Consider the following 18,333-nt stretch of genomic DNA (forward strand, 5'->3'; position numbering starts at 1 on the left):
GGAGTTCGACGATGAGCGACGTTCCCACAGGGCTCGAGACCCTGGACTTTTCTTTTTCCGGCGGCCGGCCGGCTGGCGCCTTTGCGTCGATCCTGGTCGGCGTCGTCGGCTCCGGCAACCTTGAGGTCATGCTCGAGCCTGCCGAAGGCATTGACTGTGCAGTGCGCGTCGAGACCTCGGCGCGTGGCTTCGGTCCGATCTGGCAGGCAGTGATGAACGACTTTCACACGCGCCACCCGCTGGCCGGCGTGCGTATCTCGATCAACGACATGGGTGCCACTCCCGCGGTGGTGAGCCTGCGGCTCGACCAGGCGGTGGCCGAGATCACCGGAGAGCAGCCATGATCAGCTATGCCGAATGCTCGGCCCGCGAGCGGCTCGCGCTGCTGCTTGACCCCGGCAGTTTCCATGAATGGCTGCCGCCCGCCGAGCGAATCACCAGCCCGCACCTAGCGCAGCTCGGCGTGCCGTCAGCCTTCGACGACGGCGTAGCGATCGGCCGCGCGACGCTGGAGGGACGCAAAGTTCTCGTCGCCGCGCAGGAAGGCGCATTCATGGGCGGCGGCGTCGGCGAGGTGCATGGCGCCAAGCTGGTCGGCCTGCTGCAGCGGGCCCTGTGCGAGCGGCCGGCGGCCGTACTGCTACTGGCCGAATCGGGCGGCGTGCGATTGCACGAGGCCAACGCCGGTCTCATTGCGGTATCGGAAGTGATGCGAGCCCTGCTCGACGTGCGCGCCGCCGGCATCCCGGTGCTCGTGCTGATCGGCGGTGCCAACGGCTGCTTCGGCGGCATGGGCATCGTGGCGCGCTGCGCCGACTTCATCGTGATGAGCGATGTCGGGCGGCTGGCGATGTCGGGCCCCGAAGTGATCGAGGCATCCCACGGTGTGGAGGAATTCGATTCGCGCGACCGCGCGCTGGTCTGGCGCACGACCGGCGGCAAGCACCGGTGGCTGACGGGCGACTGCGACGCGCTGGTCGAAGACGACATTGCGGAATTTCGCGCAGCGGCCATCGCTGCGCTCGATGCGTCGAAGCCCTTGACCCTGGCCGCGCTGGAAGAAGAGCACGCATTGCTCACGGCGCGCGTGCACGCCCTGTTGGGAGACACCGCCAGCGACAACGAAGCGATGCTGCTCTGGAGCGCGCTGGGCGTTGCCGATGCGCAGCGCGTGCCGGACCTTCCGGTGGAAGTCGTGCGCGCCCTGCGCCCCCACTGACCAAGGAGCATCAGATGCATTGGAATTCCCTTGTCACCCAGCTCTTCGGCTCCTACCACGGCATGCGCGCGACCGGTGACTTTCTGCGCGGAGAAGTGATGTTCGAAGGCGAGCCGATCACGGTGATCGGCACTACGAATCATGCGCCGATCGGCGTCCAGCTCGCCCTGGCGCAGGCACGGGTGGTGCTCGATACCGTAAAGCAGCACCCAGGTCGACCGATCTTGCTTTTGATCGACACGCAAGGCCAGCAGCTTCGCCGACGCGATGAATTACTCGGCATCAACCGCGCAATGGCGCACCTGGGTGCAAGCATCGACCTGGCGCGGCGCCGCGGCCACATCGTGATCGGCCTGGTGTACGACCAGGCCCTGTCGGGCGGTTTCATCACCTCGGGGCTAATCGCCGACGCCTGCTATGCGCTGCCGGAGGCAGAGATCCGAGTCATGCGCATTCCCGCCATGGCGCGCGTAACCAAGCTGCCAGAGGACAAGCTCACAGCGCTTTCGCAATCGAATCCGGTATTTGCGCCGGGCGTGCAGAACTACGTGGCCATGGGTGGCGTGCGCGCCCTGTGGCAGGGCGACCTGAAGACGTGCCTGCGCGCCGCGCTCGCCAACACGCCGACAGAAGACCTGCGCGCGCGCGATGGCGCGCAACGGGGTGGACGCAGGCTTGCCGCCGAGGTCGTGCAGCGCGTGCTGGACGCCGCTTGAACGCCACCTGAACTCCACATCACCGCCATGCGTTCCCTGCGCCGCCACCAACTCGCCCGACTTTCCGAGCAAGGCTGGACCGCCCTCCTCGACGGCGCATGGGACACCCAGGCACGCGAGTGCCTTGCGCACTGGGCGACCCATCGGCTGCCGCTGGTGGTGACGCGCCAGCCGGACTACACCCTCACCAACGGATGGATCGCACTCGGTCTGCCCGCCCCTGCGTGCTGGGGCAGGCGCCGATTGACGTTGCAAGTGCCGCACACCGCGGTACTCGGCCTCGACGACTTCCCGCGTCTTGCTGAGGTGCAGGCGCTGTTGCCGCCGGCAGCACGAAGTCCGGTGCGCGATCTGCTCGGCGCTCTCGATGCGTGCCATGCAGAGGCGCGCGTGTTCGGCAGCTACGGCTGGGAAACCATCAGCGGGCTCGACCATGTGCGGCCGGGCTCCGACCTTGATCTGTCGGTCCGCGTCGATGACGTGGCGCATGCGGATGCGGTGGCGGGTTCGCTGCAGGCCTTTGGTACCGAACGGCTGCGGCTGGACGGCGAACTTCTGTTCGGCGACGGCGCCGCGGTGGCCTGGCGCGAATGGATCGAATGGCGCACCGGACACGCGCGGGCGCTGATCGTCAAGCACCTCGACGGCGTGAGCCTGCAGCACGACACCGCATGGTGCGGGCGAACCGAACCAGCGGAGCTGGCCGGATGAACAACACACCGCGGCCACTGCCACTGCAATTGCACACTCAGCTTACGCTGCTCACACCGATGGCGATCGGCCGCGCCGCCACGCTCGCGCTGTACGACGAGCTGTCGCTGTCGCCCAAGCCCGGCCTGGTCACGTTAATCGACATCGGCAGCCATGACGACATGGATGCCCATACCTTCATGCGCAGCCTGTTCTCGCTGCGCCATTACTTTGCGCAGATCGCCGAGGCCGGCGCTTGCGGCGCGGAATTCGCGGTGCTCGAGCGGTGCGGCATCGCCGCTGAGGCACGCATGCTCGCCGCCACCGGCGGCATCAACACTCACCGCGGCGCGATCTTCATGCTCGGCCTTTTGTGCGCCGCGGCGGGCGCCACACAGCACGGGCGTGCCGGTGCATTGCACCCTGAGTTGCTCCGCGATACCTTGCGCCGATATTGGGGCGATGCGCTGGCCAAGCGCACGCGGCGCGCGCCCGTGCTTCCGGGCGGCATCGCCGCGCAGCAATATGGCCTGCGCGGCGCGTCCGAAGAGGCGGCGCAGGCATTCCCGGTGTTGTTCGAGACCGCGCTCCCCGCCATGAGGCGCGCCCTCGCCCGCGGCCTGACGCCTTCGCAGGCTCGACTCGACACCCTGTTCCACATCATCGCCGTGCTGGACGACAGCAATCTCGCACACCGCGGCGGGCTCGCCGGCCTGCGCTGGGCACAGCGCGCTGCTCAGGGATTTCTGGACCGAGGCGGCATCGCCCGGCCCGATGGGCTTCGGGAGGCGCAATCCATTGCCGACGATTTCGTGCTGCGGCGCCTGTCACCCGGCGGCGCGGCCGACACACTCGCTGCCACCTGCTGGATCGGGCGCGTGTGCCCCGCCCCATGAGCTTCGCGCTGCTCTTTTCCGGGCAGGGCACCCAGCATCCGGCGATGCTGCCCTGGCTGGCCAACGATGAATTCGTGCGCGACATGCGCGCGCGGCTCGGCATCGACGACTGGCGAGCGGCCCTCGCCGATCCGGTCTGGGCCGAACGCAACGACAACGCACAGACGCTGCTGACCGGCCTCGCCCTGGCGGCCTGGAACCAACTGGCGCCGATGATTCAGGCGCCCGACGCGATCGCCGGCTACAGCGTCGGCGAACTGGCGGCCTTCAGCGCGGCCGGCGCGATAGCCCCTGCCACGGCCGCGATGCTCGCGACGCAGCGAGCCAAGGCCATGGACCAATGTGCTGCTCTCGTTCCCGGCGGCCTGCTGGCCGTGAGCGGTCTTTCGGAGCCGATGCTCGCGCAGCTGCTTGCAGAGACTGGCCTTGCCATCGCCATCCGCAATGGCCCGCAGAGCGTGGTCCTTGGCGGCCCCGAGTCGGCGCTGGACGATGCGGAACGCACCGCGCTCACCGCCGGCGCGCAATGCACGCGCCTGCGCGTCGGCGTGGCCTCACACACCCCCTGGATGCACGAGGCTGCGGAGAGCTTCGCGCAGACGCTTGCGGGAGTTCCGTTTCATGCGCCTCGCGTCTTGCTGTTCAGCAACGCGAACGACCGTGTGCGGGATGCCGCGTCGGCGCGAACCGCGCTGGCCGCCCAGATCGCCACGACGGTGCGCTGGGAGGAATGCATGGAGAACATCATGGCGCGCCAGGTGCGCTGCGTGCTGGAGCTGGGGCCGGGCCAGGCGCTGGCGCGCATGTGGAACCAGCGCTACCCGGGCGTTCCGGCCCGCTCCTGCGACGATTTTCGAAGTGCCGCGGCGATTGCCGCCTGGCTGAACAGCCATGTGGACGGATGAATCGAATCGCCGTCTGTGATCCCACACCCCAAGAACCTCAGGAGATCCGCCATGAACGACAACGAAGCGACGTCCCATCCGATTCCGCCCCCCACCATGGAGAACGCCCGCGTATCCGGCATGGCCGCCTATGAACGGCTGGTGGCCGAGGCAGAAGCCGATCACAGCAGCTACTGGTCGCGCCTCGCGCGTGAATTCCTGAGCTGGAAGACGCCGTTCACCCAAGGGCTCGACGACAGCCAGGCGCCGTTCTTCAAGTGGTTTGCGGATGGCACGCTGAATGTGTCCTACAACTGCCTGGACCGCCAGGTCGAGCGTGGCCTGGGCGACAAGACCGCAATCGTCTTCGAAGCCGACGACGGGCTGGTGACGCAGGTGAGCTACCGCGAGCTACTGGTGCGCACCTGCCGCTTGGCCAATGCACTGAAGGCGCGCGGCGTGAAGAAAGGCGACCGCGTCGTCATCTACATGTCGATGAGCATCGAAGGCGTGGTCGCGATGCAGGCCTGCGCGCGCATCGGCGCCACCCATTCGGTGGTGTTCGGCGGCTTCTCGGCGCAGAGCCTGCGCGACCGCATCCAGGATGCCGGCGCCGCGATGGTCATCACCGCCGACGAACAGTTACGCGGCGGCAAGCGGCTGCCGCTCAAAGCCATAGTCGACGAAGCCATTGCGCTGGGCGGCTGCGAACGCGTCCACAACGTCATCGTCTACAGGCGCACCCGCGGTGCCATCGAATGGGTGGCGTCACGCGACCGCTGGCTGCATGAAGAGATGCAAGACCAGGCCGAGACCTGCGAACCCGAATGGGTGGGGGCCGAGCACCCCCTGTTCATCCTCTACACCTCGGGCTCGACCGGTAAACCCAAGGGCGTGCAGCATTCCAGTGGTGGCTACCTGCTGCACGCGGCGCTGACCTCCGCATGGACCTTCGACCTGAAGCCCGACGACGTGTTCTGGTGCACCGCCGATATCGGCTGGGTCACGGGCCACACGTACATCGCCTACGGCCCGCTGGCGCTAGGAGCGACCGAGGTCATGTTCGAAGGCGTACCCACCTACCCCGACGCGGGGCGCTTCTGGCAGATGATCCAGGACCATCAGGTCAGCGTTTTCTATACCGCACCGACGGCGATCCGCTCGCTGATCAAGGCGGCCGAAGCCAACGAAGCCGTGCACCCGAAGCGCTACGACTTGTCGAGCCTGCGCATCCTGGGCTCGGTGGGCGAGCCAATCAATCCTGCCGCCTGGGAGTGGTTCCACGAGCACATCGGCGGTGGCCGCTGCCCAATCGTCGACACCTTCTGGCAAACGGAGACGGGCGGCCACATGATCACGCCGCTGCCGGGCGCCACGCCGCTTGTGCCGGGCTCGTGCACCCTGCCCTTCCCGGGCATCGACGCGGCCATCGTCGACGAGACCGGTACCGACGTGCCCAACGGCCAGGGCGGGATCCTCGTGGTGAAGAAGCCCTGGCCGAGCATGATTCGCACAATCTGGGGCGACCCCGAGCGCTTCAAGGCGAGCTACTATCCGCCCGAACTCAGGGGCTACTACCTCGCTGGTGACGGCGCTATCCGCGATGCCGAGACCGGCTACTTCACGATCACCGGGCGCATCGACGACGTGCTCAATATCTCAGGCCATCGCATGGGGACGATGGAGATCGAGTCGGCCCTGGTGTCCTGCACCGAACTCGTGGCCGAAGCCGCGGTGGTTGGCCGTCCCGACGAAACCACCGGCGAGGCGATCTGTGCCTTCGTGGTGCTCAAGCGCCCGCGCCCAGTCGGCGAGGAAGCCATGCAGATCGCCAATGAGCTGCGCAACTGGGTCGCCAGGGAGATTGGCCCGATCGCCAAGCCCAAAGACATCCGCTTCGGCGACAACCTTCCGAAGACGCGAAGCGGCAAGATCATGCGCAGACTGCTGCGCTCGGTGGCGAGGGGGGAAACCATCACGCAGGACACCTCGACGCTGGAGAATCCCGCCATTTTGGAGCAGCTAACGCAGAAGAGCTGATAGTCAGTACGCACTGAATACAAAGGGACTCTCCGCATCCCTCCAGTCGTCGTCGCATACAAAACCAACTGCCAGCCGTTCGATTGGATTGCTTTCGCCGATTCGATCCTGGAGAAGCTGCGTCGACTTTTCTCGCATATCTGCGGGACTACACGCTAGCTCAACTCTCACTCGATGATGGTTCAATATTCAATCGACACCCAGCAACCACAACAACGTCAACCAACTTTGCGGAACGCCTGTCGCTCTATGTCACCTTGCACTACATCCAGAGCAGTTCGGCAATAGCCTCACTTCCTGAATCATTGGCGAGAAAGTACGCGGCGACTGGCGCTCTGGCCATCCCTCACCTCAAGTTGCCGCGGCCGGTCCGTTCCGTAGGCCTGATATGGCTCAGGGGCCATCCGCTCGCGCTTCATGCCCGACGTGCCTACGGTCGCAAAGTCCGGGATTCCCGGTTTCAAATACGACACTTGGTTCGCCGTGTTCGCGCCTGCCAGCATGCACAAGGCAGAGGTCGACAAGTTTCATACCGCACTGGGTAAGTTGCTGGCCGATCCAGTGGTGCAAGACCGACTCCTGCGCCTGGGCATAGAGCCCCCGGCACCATGACAGTGGACGAACTCAATCGGATGGTGAAAGCGGACTACGACGCGGCCGGCGCCTTGGTGAAATCAACTGGCGCGCGCATCGAATGAGATAGTCGCACGAGCTCGATCGACATCTCGCGATCCAGATTGCATTTGCTCCCTTGCGCACGATGACCAGCCACTCTCAAGGCAGGCGCCACACGTCCCCGCAGAATGCGCCAGATTGCGAATCCATGCATTGCCAGCTGAGATGGGCCGTCATCAGGCCGCAAGGCCGGGTAGCCGCCAAGCACTACCGTCGATTGGTCGTTCCCGAGCCGGCTTGCGGTACGCCGCCGTCAAGCAACGCGGTTGATCTGGCCCGACGGAACTCCGCCCTCGCCGCAACCGCAGCAGACCGTCAAGACTCCTCCGACCACCTTAGCTCTAGTGCCGTGGTAGTGCTAGCTAGAGCCAATGCTACTTGGCAAGCAACTCGTCGGTTGATTTTCCTCCTTCCAGGGCGGCCTTAAACCAAGCGGGACGAGGACCACGACCACTCCATGTATTGCCCTGCTCATCTCTGAACTTCGGCGCGCGGGGTTCGATTGACTTCTTGGCCTTGACAGCTTTATTTTTTTCTTTCTTCTTTGGCACAGCTACGCGGCCATTCGCCTTGCCAACCCCAAGATCTTCGGCGCTGAAGCCATACACAGCAATCGCCTCCTTGATGCGACTGAGCACACCGTCCGCTTCTTTCTTACGTAGCTGTTCGGCCTCGCGTTGCAATTGCGCAATCTGATTTTGAACCTGGAGGAATGTCTTTGCCATAGGAGCTTTCAATTGAGAAGGGCTCGAGCTTAAACCCAGAGGAGCTGCTGCTTATGTCGGTATTCTTCCCTAGCTAAGAGGGATAACGCCTTGCTGCAGCTTCTCGAAGCCTAAGGCCTCCTGGGGGAGCCATTTCCCTTGCATCCAAATCGTTTGGATAGCCGACGCCAGCGGCTCTTCTAGCCAGGCCGCCGCGAGATTGGTTGGGGCGTCAGCGCACTCAGGCTTCGACCTACGCACACCGTTGGATACCAGCCAAGCATAGAGTTCTATCGCAGGGGAAACCTGCGGCTGGCCGGGGGCGGTCTTTCGGTTGAATTCCAAGGGGATGCGAATTCCCTTCGGATCCAGGTCACCGAAGTACAGCGCGGACCCTGCGCTCACCTCATGCATCATCTGGGCGAGGGCCGCTCCAGTGCTCTGGAAGGCCTCGCCGCCGCCATAGACCACTGCGGAAAAGTAGTTCGCGGTTGTATTCCACTCCCCGAAACTCCAGTAGGCGTCCTTGTTTTCCAAGACGAGGGCCGGCCGGCCGGGTGCTACAGCAGGGCGATACGGAAGCGGCGCGGAGACCTGGAAACAACCCAGAACGGAGAGTGGGAGCTTACCGAAGAGCATTCCACTTTGGCACATGCGTTCCAGCCGCTTCTCATCGCCGAAGATCTCCAGCGACCGCTCCTTGGCCGGCACCAACGACAGGAGGCCGCGCCGGCGCAAGAGAAAGTCGTTTACCGGCATCAAGGCCTCGAGTTGCGAAACCTTCAGTTGGGGCCAGAAGTCCAGTTCCGGCGCCCAAGCGACGGAGCCGTAGTCCCTGCGCTCGGTGTTGTTTGCCGTCGAAAATTGACCCAGCGGGGGTGCGGATAAAAACTTGGACTGGTTTTATGCCACAAGTCCAAGGCTCACCCGGTATTCGATGGGGCTGAGAGAGCCAAGAGAGATCTTGATCCGCTTCTCGTTGTACCAACGGATGTACGAGTCGACCGCCTCGATGAATTGCTCAATGGTGGCGTTCTTCCAGTCTCGAGGATAGAACAGTTCGTTCTTCAGCCGACCGAAGAAGCCTTCGCAAGCTGCGTTATCAGGTGAGCATGCCTTGCGAGACATCGAGCGGGTGAAGTTCGCGTCGCTCATTCTTGATAGCCAACCTGGCCAGCGGTAGTGGCCGCCCCGATCGGAGTGAACCACAGGCCGGTCAGTCGTTTCGGCCACTGTCTCGATGGCTGCATCCAGCATCGTGTTGACCAACTCAGCGTCCGGACTGGTCCCAATGGTCCAGCTGACGACCATTCCATCGAAGCAGTCGATGATGGGCGAGAGGTACACCTTGCCAGCCGGGATCTGGAACTCCGTGATGTCCGTGAGCCATTTCTCGTTGGGGACCGCGGCCTGGAAGTCGCGGTTGATGAGGTTCTCAGGCGCTGGACTGATCTCGCCAAGGTATGACGCATACCTGCGTTTCCTGGGCTTTGGAACAACCAGGCTTTCCTGCTTCATCAACCGCTGCACGACCTTCTCGGAGATCGCGACGTCCTGTCTAGTGAGCGAAGCTTGCAGCCTGCGGTAGCCATAGCAGCGGTGGTTCGACTCAAAGATGTCGGTGATGGATTGCCGCACCTCCAGGTACTTGTCGCCCACCGCCGCACGGGCCCGGTGGTAGAAGTACGAACTACGCGCAAGATCCAACTGTGCAAGGAGCTCTGGCAGGCCATAGTGCTCCCTGAGGGCGTCAATCAGCAGTGTCTTCTCCCGGTTGGACAGGAGCTGCAGGTCGACGCCCAGGCCTTTTTTTAACAGTTCGTTGGCCTTGTTCAAGAGGTCCTGCTCAAGGCGAAGTTGCCTGACTTCGCGGCGCAGCGACTCAACCTGGCGCTCGAGCTCGTCGCGCTCTTGCGACGGCGGAGATTGATTGATGCGTTTCATGGATGCGGGTGCCTCACGTCCCAGAAGTTGGTTCTTCCAGTTGTACAGCGTTGGCCGGCACACGCCGAACTTGTCGGCTACAGCCTGCGCACTTTCCTCGCGAGTGCAAAGCTCCATGACTCCCGCTTGCATCAGCTTCCCGGAATACCTTCGTCGCCCCACACTGCCAACGACAGCCCTTCTGGCCTCAGGAATGGCCTCGCGAACCCACGCGGTCAGTGTCCCTCTGCCGGGATAGCCCAATGCCCTCATGGTGGCAGCAATGCAGCGGTCGTGAGTGAGGTAGTGCTCGATAGCTGCCGCTTTTTGCTCCTGCGAGAACTTGGGTCCCCGGCCCGCATAGCCCGCTGGCAAGTCGAGCTTCTGCTGGTATTCGTTGTACCAGCCCTTCAGAGAATTCTTTGTTGGATAACCCAGCTGACGGATCGTGGGTCTGACGCGTTTGCCAAGCTTGATGTAGAGCTCAACCGCTCGAATCCGATCTTCGTAGGAATACATGAACTACCTCTTGGTAGTCCAAGTTTTTGTCCGCATCCCCCTAGGGTCAGAGATCGGCGGAATCCAACAGCAGGTAAGCAACGGGACGATAGACAAGGCTATCGGCGGCGATATTTGTAGCCCCGAACCGTCTTCTCAGTTGGTCAGAGAGCCCGAGCTTCAGTTCTTCACTGATTGCCGAGATCGTTCGGCCGGCACTCAATTGCCGTAGGAGCTCCGCGCAGTGGACGCTCTTGACGTACAGGTTGAGGCGAACAACCTGCACTTGGACTTGTCCGAATGTGCGAAAGCTGTCATCTTCACTGCAGGACCAGCGGTCGCTTGAATGACTGTAGGGGAGCAAACGGCCGTAGATCACGCGATTTTCGATTGACTGCTCGGACTTGATCTGCAAAACCCACAGTTGCAGAGCGCAGTGGCGAGCGTCCTTCGAGAAGAGGCGGGCGAGCCGACCGTCGTTGAGTAGGTCATCAAGTACGGGAGCCATCGATTCTTTGTGAAGATCTTTGAACATTCTCATGCTGGCGCGGACCTTGGCATAAGCGCCGCTTCTGGAGATGTGCCTCCACCAACGAACTCTGAGCCTCTTGGAACCAAGCTCATATGGCTGCAGAGCCCCCTGAGAGGGCAGTTCGTTCGACTGTCGGCGTGGTAACGCGAAGCGGCATCGCTAGAAACAGTCTAGCGTTCGCTTTGCAGGGCACTGATGGATGCAGTGCCTCCCGTGAAAGTCGGCGGACCGAGTTGGTAGCCGAGCACTCGCTCAGTGCCGTGGCAGAGCGAATAACCGGTTCGGGAAGCCGCGGTTGCTCCGGCGCCTAAGTGTCCCATGCCAGTCTGAAGCAGCCGTCGCCTGATTCGACGACTCACTCGGTAGCAGGGCGAGACGCCTGCTTTGGCGTCACACCAGTGCGTTCTGGCCCACTCGGAAGACACTCCAGCTGAAAACGACCAAGACCGCCACTCTCCAAAGAGGCGGGTACCCAGGCCCCTCTCCATGGGGTATGAAGCTGGTTTTCACATACCCCCAATCCGGCATTTTGGTACCCCTCGAGATACCCCCAAGATACGTCGGATTGGGGCATACTGCATCGGACTCAATCGGACAACGGAATAGCCCTCTCCAGAGGAGAAAACAAAAAAGCCGGACACCTTTGGAAGTGTCCGGCCTTGTAGCTGGTCCCGCCGCCAGGAATCGAACCTGGATCTCAGCCTTCGGAGGGCCGAATTCTATCCGTTGAAATACAGCGAGAGAGGTGCTCCGCAAAGCACCGGAGCCACACATTATGGCCTATCAGGCCGCGGCGGTTTCCGCGTCGTGCGCCGTCGGGACGCCACCGGCCGGCGTGCGCGGGAAACCGAGCCCGGCCAGGTAGACGCGGAAGGTGCGCCGGCCGGTCGACACGAGGTCGAAGGCCGTGGGGTCGAGCAGCCAGTTCTGGATCAGCCCGCCCATCAGGGCGTGCATGCCCTGCGCCGCGACCGCACCCGGCAACGGCAGCCGGATGCGGGCGCGCCGCGCGGCCAGCCGCAGGGCCTTTTCGAAATCGACCACGCAGGCGTTGCGCGCGTCCAGGTGGCGCTGCTGCACCGAGGCCATGTCATGCGTGTACTCGACCTTGTGGGTCGCGATGTCGAACACGCGCCGCACCTGCGGGTCGGCGACCATGAGCGTCAGCGCGTGGATCAGGCCTTCCTCGATCTCGACCAGCGGGTCATCGCCGGGGATGTCGCTCTTGGGCGGCGTCTCCAGCGGCAGGATCACGCGCTCCATCATGGCGTTGAACAGATCGGCCTTGTCCTTGAAGTGCCAGTAGATGGCGCCCCGGGTCGCGCCGGCCTGCTGCGCGATCTGCTGCAGCGTGGTCTGCGAAACACCTTGCGCCTGAAACAGCAACTCCGCGGCATCGAGCAATCGATTCCGCGTCGCCAGTGCTTCTTCCTTCGTACGACGTGCCACCAAGTCTCCTGATTTGTAAAGCGAACGCCCTTTGCGTATCGTGGGGCCATTGCATGGCTGTCACTATACATCCATGAATGTATGTAAACTAGCGCGCTTCTCGGATGGCCCACCTGCCCGTGCTGGTTTACGGATCTCTCCCGCAAACGCGCCATCTCCCGTCTTCGCATCAAAGGAATCACATGCCTCTTCTGCATGTCTCGCGTCAACCGTCCTTGTCGTTTTCGCCGCGTCTCGCGACCGTGACCCTCGTCTCCCTCCTGTTCCTGGCCGCCTGCGGCAAGGGCGAGGCCCCGGCCGGTCCGGGCGGCGGTGGCGGTGGTGCCCGTCCGGCGCCTGAAGTCGGCGTGGTGACGGTCAAGCCCACCGACGTGGGCCTCGTGACCGAGCTGCCCGGCCGCCTCGAAGCCTCGCGCATCGCCCAGGTGCGCGCCCGCACGCCGGGCATCCTGCTCAAGCGCGAGTTCCGCGAAGGCAGCGACGTGAAGGCCGGCCAGCTGCTGTTCCGCATCGACCCCGCACCGCTGGTGGCCGCCACGCAGAACGCCCAGGCCGCCCTGGCCCGCGCCGAAGCCAACGCCGTGCAGGCCAAGGCACTGGCCGACCGCTACAAGCCGCTGGTCGAGGCCAACGCCGTGAGCAAGCAGGAATACGCGACCGCCGTGGCCTCCGCCAAGACGGCCGACGCCGACGTGGCCGCCAACCGCGCGCTGCTGCAGACCGCCAAGATCAACCAGGGCTACGCCGATGTCACCTCGCCCATCGCGGGCCGCATCGGCCGCGCGCTGGTCACCGAAGGCGCACTGGTCGGCCAGGGCGACGCCACCGAGCTGGCCGTGGTGCAGCAGATCAACCCGCTGTACGTGAACTTCACGCAGTCGGCCTCCGACGTGCTCAAGCTGCGCCGCGCCGTGGCCGCCGGCCAGTACAAGCGTGCCAGCGGCGAAGAAGCCGCGAGCATCCGCGTGGTGCTCGAAGACGGCACCGACTACGGGCAGGACGGCAAGCTGCTGTTCTCCGACCTCACGGTCGACCCGACCACGGGCCAGGTCACGCTGCGCGCCGAGATCCCGAACCCCAAGGGCGAGCTGCTGCCCGGCCTGTACGTGCGCGTGAAGCTCGAGCAGGCCCAGGTGACGAACGCGATCACGGTGCCGCAACAGGCCGTCACGCGCACCCAGCAGGGCGACCACGTGACGGTGGTCAGCGCCGACGGCAAGTTGAGCCAGCGCACCGTGAAGATCAGCGCCGCCAAGGACAACCAGTGGGTGGTGCTCGACGGCCTGAAGGCTGGCGAACAGGTGATGGTCGACGGCTTCCAGCGCCTGCAGATGATGCCGCCCGGCACGCCCGTGAAGGCGGTGCCTTGGCAAAAGCCGACGCCCAACGGCGCGGCTGCACCCGCGGCACCGGCAGCGTCCGCTGCCGCAGCGGCACCCGCCGCCAGCCCGGCTTCGGCCCCGGCTGACAAGAAGTAATCAGGAGCGCCTCGCATGGCCAAATTCTTTATCGACCGACCTATCTTCGCGTGGGTGATCGCACTGTTCATCATCGTGGTGGGCGGCGTCGCCATCACGCAGTTGCCGATCTCGCAGTACCCGCCGGTGGCCCCACCGGCCATCGTGATCAACGTCGCCTACCCCGGTGCCTCCGCGCAAACGCTCGAGGACAGCGTGCTGTCCGTGATCGAGCGCGAGATGAACGGCTCGCCCGGCCTGATCTACATGGAATCGGTGGCCCAGGCCGACGGCACCGGCGCCATCACCATCAGCTTCGAGGCCGGCACCAACGAAGACCTCGCGCAGGTGGACGTGCAGAACCGGCTCTCGCGCGCCACGCCGCGGCTGCCTTCGGCCGTGACGCAGCAGGGCGTGCGCGTGGACAAGTCGCGCAACAACTTCCTGCTGTTCGCGATGCTGTCCTCGGACAACCCCGACTTCGACCCGGTGGCGCTCGGTGACTACGCCGCGCGCAACATCGTGCCGGAACTGCAGCGGATCGACGGCGTGGGCCAGGCCCAGCTGTTCGGCTCCGAGAACGCGATGCGCATCTGGATCGACCCGGCGAAGCTGCAAGGCTTCAACCTGTCGGCCAACGACGTCAATGCCGCGATCCGTGCGCAGAACGCCCAGGTGGCCTCGGGCACGCTCGGCGACCTGCCGAACATCCCCGGCCAGGCGATCTCCGCCACGGTCACGGTGAACGGCCAGCTCAACAGCGTCGAGCAGTTCCAGAACATCGTGCTGCGCGCCAACACCGACGGCTCGACCGTGCGCCTGAAGGACGTGGCACGCGTCGAACTCGGCGGCCAGAACTACGCCACCTCCGCGCGCCTGAACGGCGTGCCCGCGGTCGGTATCGGCGTGCAGCCCACGCCCACCGGCAACGCGCTGAAGTCGGCCAAGGCCGTGCGCGCCAAGATGGCCGAGCTGGAACGCTACTTCCCCAAGGGCGTGAAGTGGGACATTCCTTATGACAGCTCGCGCTTCGTGCAGATCTCGATCTCCGAAGTGGTGAAGACGCTGTTCGAGGCCATCGCGCTGGTGTTCCTGGTGATGTTCCTGTTCCTGCAGAACTGGCGCTACACGATCATCCCGACGATCGTGGTGCCCATTGCACTGCTGGGCACCTTCGCCACGCTGCTCGCATTGGGCTTCTCGATCAACGTGCTCACCATGTTCGGCATGGTGCTGGTGATCGGTATCGTGGTGGACGACGCCATCGTGGTGGTGGAGAACGTCGAGCGCATCATGAGCGAAGAGGGGCTGTCGCCGCTCGACGCCACGCGCAAGGCAATGCAGCAGATCTCGGGCGCCATCATCGGCGTGACCGTGGTGCTGATCTCGGTGTTCGTGCCGCTGGCCTTCTTCGCGGGTTCGACCGGCAACATCTACCGCCAGTTCTCGGCGGTGATGGTGGCCTCGATCGGCTTCTCGGCCTTCATGGCGCTGTCGCTCACGCCGGCGCTGTGCGCCACGCTGCTCAAGCCGGTGGAAGCCGGCCACCACCATGAGAAGCGCGGCTTCTTCGGCTGGTTCAACCGCGGCTTCTCGCGCACGGCCAAGGGTTACGAAGGCGTGGTCGCGCGCATCCTGCGCCGCGCCGCACGCTACCTCGTGATCTACGCCGCGATCATCGGCGCCGTCGCGTACTTCTACACGCACCTGCCGAGCTCGTTCCTGCCCGAGGAAGACCAGGGCAACATCATCGTGAACGTGCAACTGCCCCCGGGCGCGACGCAAGAGCGTTCGCTGTCGGTGATGCAGCAGGTCGAAGGCTTCATCCTGAAGCAGCCTGAAGTGCAGAGCATCGTGAGCGTGATGGGCTTCAGCTTCTCAGGCCAGGGCCAGAACGCGGGCCTCGCCTTCGTGACGCTGAAGGACTGGGAAGAACGCAAGGACCCGGCCCACTCGGCCAGTGCGCTGGCCGGCCGTGCCTTCGGTGCGCTGTCGGGCATCCGCGACGCCTTCATCTACCCGCTGAGCCCTCCGCCGATTCCCGAGCTGGGCAACGCCAGCGGCTTCAGCTTCCGGCTGCAGGACCGTTCGGGCGCAGGCCACGAGGCGCTGATCAACGCACGCAACCAGCTGCTGGGCATGGCCTCGCAGAGCAAGATCCTCGCGCAGGTGCGCCCTGACGGCCTGGAAGACGCGCCGCAACTGGAGATCGACATCGACCGCGACAAGGCCAACGCCCTGGGCGTGAGCTTCGACGCGATCAACAGTGCGCTGTCGACCTCGCTGGGTTCGAGCTACATCAACGACTTCCCGAACCGCGGCCGCCTGCAGCGCGTGGTGGTGCAGGCCGATGCGCCGGCACGGATGCAGCCGGACGACCTGCTGCGCCTGAACGCCGTGAACACCAAGGGCCAACCGGTGCCGCTGTCGGCTTTCGCGACCACCAAGTGGGTCTCGGGCGCCACGCAGACCGTGCGCTACAACGGCTACCCCGCCATCCGCATCAGCGGTGACGCGGCGCCGGGCCAGAGCACGGGCGCGGCCATGGCCGAGATGGAAAAGCTCGCCGGCCAGCTGCCGCAAGGCTTCGGCTTCGAGTGGACCGGCCAGTCGCGTGAAGAAAAGCTCGCCGGCTCGCAGGCCATGATCCTGTACGGCTTCGCGATCCTGGCGGTGTTCCTCTGCCTGGCCGCTCTGTACGAGAGCTGGTCGATCCCGCTGTCGGTGATCCTGGTGGTGCCGCTGGGCGTGCTGGGTGTGCTGGTGGCGACGATGCTGCGCGCCTACTCCAACGACGTGTACTTCCAGGTGGGCCTGATCACGATCATCGGCTTGTCCGCGAAGAACGCGATTCTGATCATCGAGTTCGCGAAAGACCTGCAGGCGCAGGGCCGCGGCGTGGTCGAGGCCGCGCTCGAGGCCGCGCACCTGCGGTTCCGTCCCATCATCATGACCTCGCTGGCCTTCGGCCTGGGCGTGCTGCCGCTGGTCCTGGCTTCGGGCGCAGGCTCGGCGAGCCAGCGTGCCATCGGCACCGGCGTGCTCGGCGGCATGGTGACCGGCACGATCCTGGCCGTGATCTTCGTTCCAGTGTTCTTCGTGGTGGTGCGCACGCTGTTCAAGGGCAGCGCGCGCCAGCACGAGGCCGACAAGCGGCATGCGGCCGCGGCCGGCATCACGGGAGACCAAACACATGACTAAGAAACCTCTGATTCCTACCGTGCTGGCGGCGGCGATGCTGCTGGCGGGCTGCTCGCTGATTCCGACCTACGAGCGCCCCGCGGCGCCGGTGCCGACCACCTTCCCGGGTGACCCGGCGCAGCCGTCGGGCCCCGCCGCGGCCGCCTTGCCCTGGCAGGACTTCTTCACCGACCCGCGCCTGGCGGGCCTGATCCAGACGGCGCTGGCGAACAACCGCGACCTGCGCGTGTCGGTGCTCAACATCGAGCAGGCGCGTGCGCAGTTCCAGATCGAACGCTCGGCGCTGTTCCCGGCGCTCGGCCTCACGGGCACGGGCTCGCGCTCGAGCCCCAACGCCTACCAGGCGATCGATCCGACGCAAGGCAGCGTGGCCTCGCAGTACGCGGTCAACTTCGGTTTCACCGCGTGGGAGCTCGACTTCTTCGGCCGCATCCGCGCGCTGAAGGACCAGGCGCTGTCGCAGTACCTCGCCACCGAAGAGTCGCGCAAGGCCGCGCAGATCAGCCTGATCGCGGCCGTGGCCAGCGGCTGGCTCACGCTGCTGGCCGACGACGAGCTGCTCGAGATCACGCGCCAGACCATGGTCACGCGCGACGAGTCGGTGCGCCTGACCAAGCTGCGCTTCGACAACGGCGTGTCGTCCGAGATCGACTTCCAGGCTGCGAACTCGCAGGCCGAGACCGCACGCGCCGCCTATGCGCAGCAGCAGCGCGCCCGTCTGCAGGACGAGAACGCGCTCGCGCTGTTGCTCGGTGCGCCGGTGCCGGCCGAGGCCACCGCCGGTGGCGCCAAGGGACTCGCGGGCATCCGCCCGATGCCCGACGTGCCGGCCGGCCTGCCCTCCGACCTGCTGACCGAGCGGCCCGACATCCGTGCGGCCGAGCAGCAGCTGATCGCGGCCAACGCCAACATCGGCGCGGCGCGCGCGAACTTCTTCCCGCGCGTGTCGCTGACGAGCTCGATCGGCACCGCGAGCAGCGAGTTCTCCGGCCTGTTCGACCGCGGCACCAAGGCCTGGAGCTTCGCGCCCACGGTCACGCTGCCGATCTTCGACGCGGGCCGCAACATCGCGGGGCTCAACTCGGCCAAGGCCGGGCGCGAGATCGCGGTGGCGCAGTACGAGAAGTCGGTCCAGACCGCCTTCCGCGAAGTGGCCGACGCCCTCGCGGGCCGCGCCACGCTGGGCGAGCAGGCGCGCGCGCAGACCGCGCAGGCCGACGCCGAGGCGGTGCGCTACAAGCTGTCCGACCTGCGCTATCGCAACGGCATCGCCAGTGCGCTCGATCTGCTCGACGCACAGCGTTCGCTGTTCACGGCGCAGCAATCGGCCGTGGCCACGCGCCTGCTGCAATTGCAGAACCAGGTCACGCTGTACAAGACGCTGGGTGGCGGCTGGACCACACGCAACAACGGTTGAGACACCTGCGCGTCCGATATGGAGAGGTCAAT

16 protein-coding genes and 1 tRNA gene are annotated in these 18,333 nt (G+C 65.0%); 11 read left to right on the plus strand and 6 right to left on the minus strand.

The features are described from left to right. Nucleotides 1-11: 11 nt before the first annotated feature. From mdcC to ACAM52_RS30745, 8 genes are all read left to right on the plus strand, one after another. Entirely contained in the window at nt 12-344 is a 333-nt protein-coding gene (gene mdcC, locus ACAM52_RS30710) for a malonate decarboxylase acyl carrier protein (RefSeq protein ID WP_369645405.1), read from the plus strand. Further along, nucleotides 341-1,219, plus strand: coding sequence for a biotin-independent malonate decarboxylase subunit beta (locus tag ACAM52_RS30715; protein ID WP_369645406.1), 879 nt, complete (start codon nt 341-343; stop codon nt 1,217-1,219). Before mdcC ends, ACAM52_RS30715 begins: the two co-directional genes overlap by 4 nt. Before the next feature lie 14 nt (nt 1,220-1,233). Beyond that, nucleotides 1,234-1,935, plus strand: a complete 702-nt coding sequence (locus ACAM52_RS30720; protein WP_369645407.1) for a biotin-independent malonate decarboxylase subunit gamma — start codon at nt 1,234-1,236, stop codon at nt 1,933-1,935. 27 nt (nt 1,936-1,962) lie between these two features. Then, nucleotides 1,963-2,646 carry a malonate decarboxylase holo-[acyl-carrier-protein] synthase gene (gene mdcG / locus ACAM52_RS30725; RefSeq protein WP_369645408.1) on the plus strand — a complete coding sequence of 228 codons (684 nt, stop codon included), beginning with the start codon at nt 1,963-1,965 and terminating at the stop codon, nt 2,644-2,646. Then, on the plus strand, nt 2,643-3,521 hold the full coding sequence (gene mdcB, locus ACAM52_RS30730) for a triphosphoribosyl-dephospho-CoA synthase MdcB (RefSeq protein WP_369630406.1): 879 nt from the start codon (nt 2,643-2,645) through the stop codon (nt 3,519-3,521). Before mdcG ends, mdcB begins: the two co-directional genes overlap by 4 nt. Continuing rightward, nucleotides 3,518-4,426 carry an acyltransferase domain-containing protein gene (locus ACAM52_RS30735; RefSeq protein ID WP_369645409.1) on the plus strand — a complete coding sequence of 303 codons (909 nt, stop codon included), beginning with the start codon at nt 3,518-3,520 and terminating at the stop codon, nt 4,424-4,426. Before mdcB ends, ACAM52_RS30735 begins: the two co-directional genes overlap by 4 nt. 51 nt (nt 4,427-4,477) lie before the next feature. Next, a complete protein-coding gene (acs, locus tag ACAM52_RS30740; protein ID WP_369645410.1) occupies nt 4,478-6,445 on the plus strand; it encodes an acetate--CoA ligase in 1,968 nt (655 codons plus the stop codon). A gap of 417 nt (nt 6,446-6,862) precedes the next feature. Further along, on the plus strand, nt 6,863-7,057 hold the full coding sequence (locus tag ACAM52_RS30745) for a tripartite tricarboxylate transporter substrate-binding protein (protein ID WP_369645411.1): 195 nt from the start codon (nt 6,863-6,865) through the stop codon (nt 7,055-7,057). A 437-nt stretch (nt 7,058-7,494) separates the two neighbouring features. On the opposite strand, the gene ACAM52_RS30750 is transcribed toward ACAM52_RS30745, so the two are convergent. From ACAM52_RS30750 to ACAM52_RS30775, 6 genes are all read right to left on the minus strand, one after another. Further along, complete coding sequence (locus tag ACAM52_RS30750) at nt 7,495-7,845, minus strand: H-NS family nucleoid-associated regulatory protein (protein ID WP_369645412.1); 351 nt, start codon at nt 7,843-7,845, stop codon at nt 7,495-7,497. 69 nt (nt 7,846-7,914) lie between these two features. Beyond that, nucleotides 7,915-8,583 carry a Wadjet anti-phage system protein JetD domain-containing protein gene (locus ACAM52_RS30755; protein ID WP_369645413.1) on the minus strand — a complete coding sequence of 223 codons (669 nt, stop codon included), beginning with the start codon at nt 8,581-8,583 and terminating at the stop codon, nt 7,915-7,917. A 144-nt stretch (nt 8,584-8,727) separates the two neighbouring features. After that, on the minus strand, nt 8,728-10,266 hold the full coding sequence (locus ACAM52_RS30760; protein ID WP_369645414.1) for an IS3 family transposase: 1,539 nt from the start codon (nt 10,264-10,266) through the stop codon (nt 8,728-8,730). A 46-nt stretch (nt 10,267-10,312) separates the two neighbouring features. Next, nucleotides 10,313-10,786 (minus strand): hypothetical protein, encoded by a 474-nt coding sequence (locus ACAM52_RS30765; RefSeq protein WP_369645415.1) that lies wholly within the window; start codon nt 10,784-10,786, stop codon nt 10,313-10,315. Nucleotides 10,787-11,443: 657 nt separating this feature from the next. Beyond that, nucleotides 11,444-11,518, minus strand: a tRNA-Arg gene (locus tag ACAM52_RS30770). A gap of 42 nt (nt 11,519-11,560) precedes the next feature. Next, complete coding sequence (locus ACAM52_RS30775; protein ID WP_062481751.1) at nt 11,561-12,229, minus strand: TetR family transcriptional regulator; 669 nt, start codon at nt 12,227-12,229, stop codon at nt 11,561-11,563. A 179-nt stretch (nt 12,230-12,408) separates the two neighbouring features. Here ACAM52_RS30775 and ACAM52_RS30780 point away from each other — a divergent pair, with 179 nt between their 5' ends. The 3 genes from ACAM52_RS30780 to ACAM52_RS30790 are packed head-to-tail and all read left to right on the plus strand — an operon-like array spanning nt 12,409 to nt 18,301. Next, a complete protein-coding gene (locus ACAM52_RS30780) occupies nt 12,409-13,704 on the plus strand; it encodes an efflux RND transporter periplasmic adaptor subunit (protein WP_369645416.1) in 1,296 nt (431 codons plus the stop codon). A 15-nt stretch (nt 13,705-13,719) separates the two neighbouring features. Beyond that, on the plus strand, nt 13,720-16,884 hold the full coding sequence (locus tag ACAM52_RS30785) for an efflux RND transporter permease subunit (RefSeq protein ID WP_307696719.1): 3,165 nt from the start codon (nt 13,720-13,722) through the stop codon (nt 16,882-16,884). Then, nucleotides 16,877-18,301: an efflux transporter outer membrane subunit gene (locus tag ACAM52_RS30790; protein WP_369645417.1), complete on the plus strand. Its 1,425-nt coding sequence runs from the start codon at nt 16,877-16,879 to the stop codon at nt 18,299-18,301. The genes ACAM52_RS30785 and ACAM52_RS30790 overlap by 8 nt, the downstream gene beginning before the upstream one ends. The last annotated feature ends 32 nt before the right edge of the window (nt 18,302-18,333 follow it).

Origin of the sequence: Variovorax sp. V118 (assembly GCF_041154445.1) — a bacterium.
Taxonomy (GTDB): Bacteria; Pseudomonadota; Gammaproteobacteria; order Burkholderiales; family Burkholderiaceae_C; genus Variovorax; species Variovorax boronicumulans.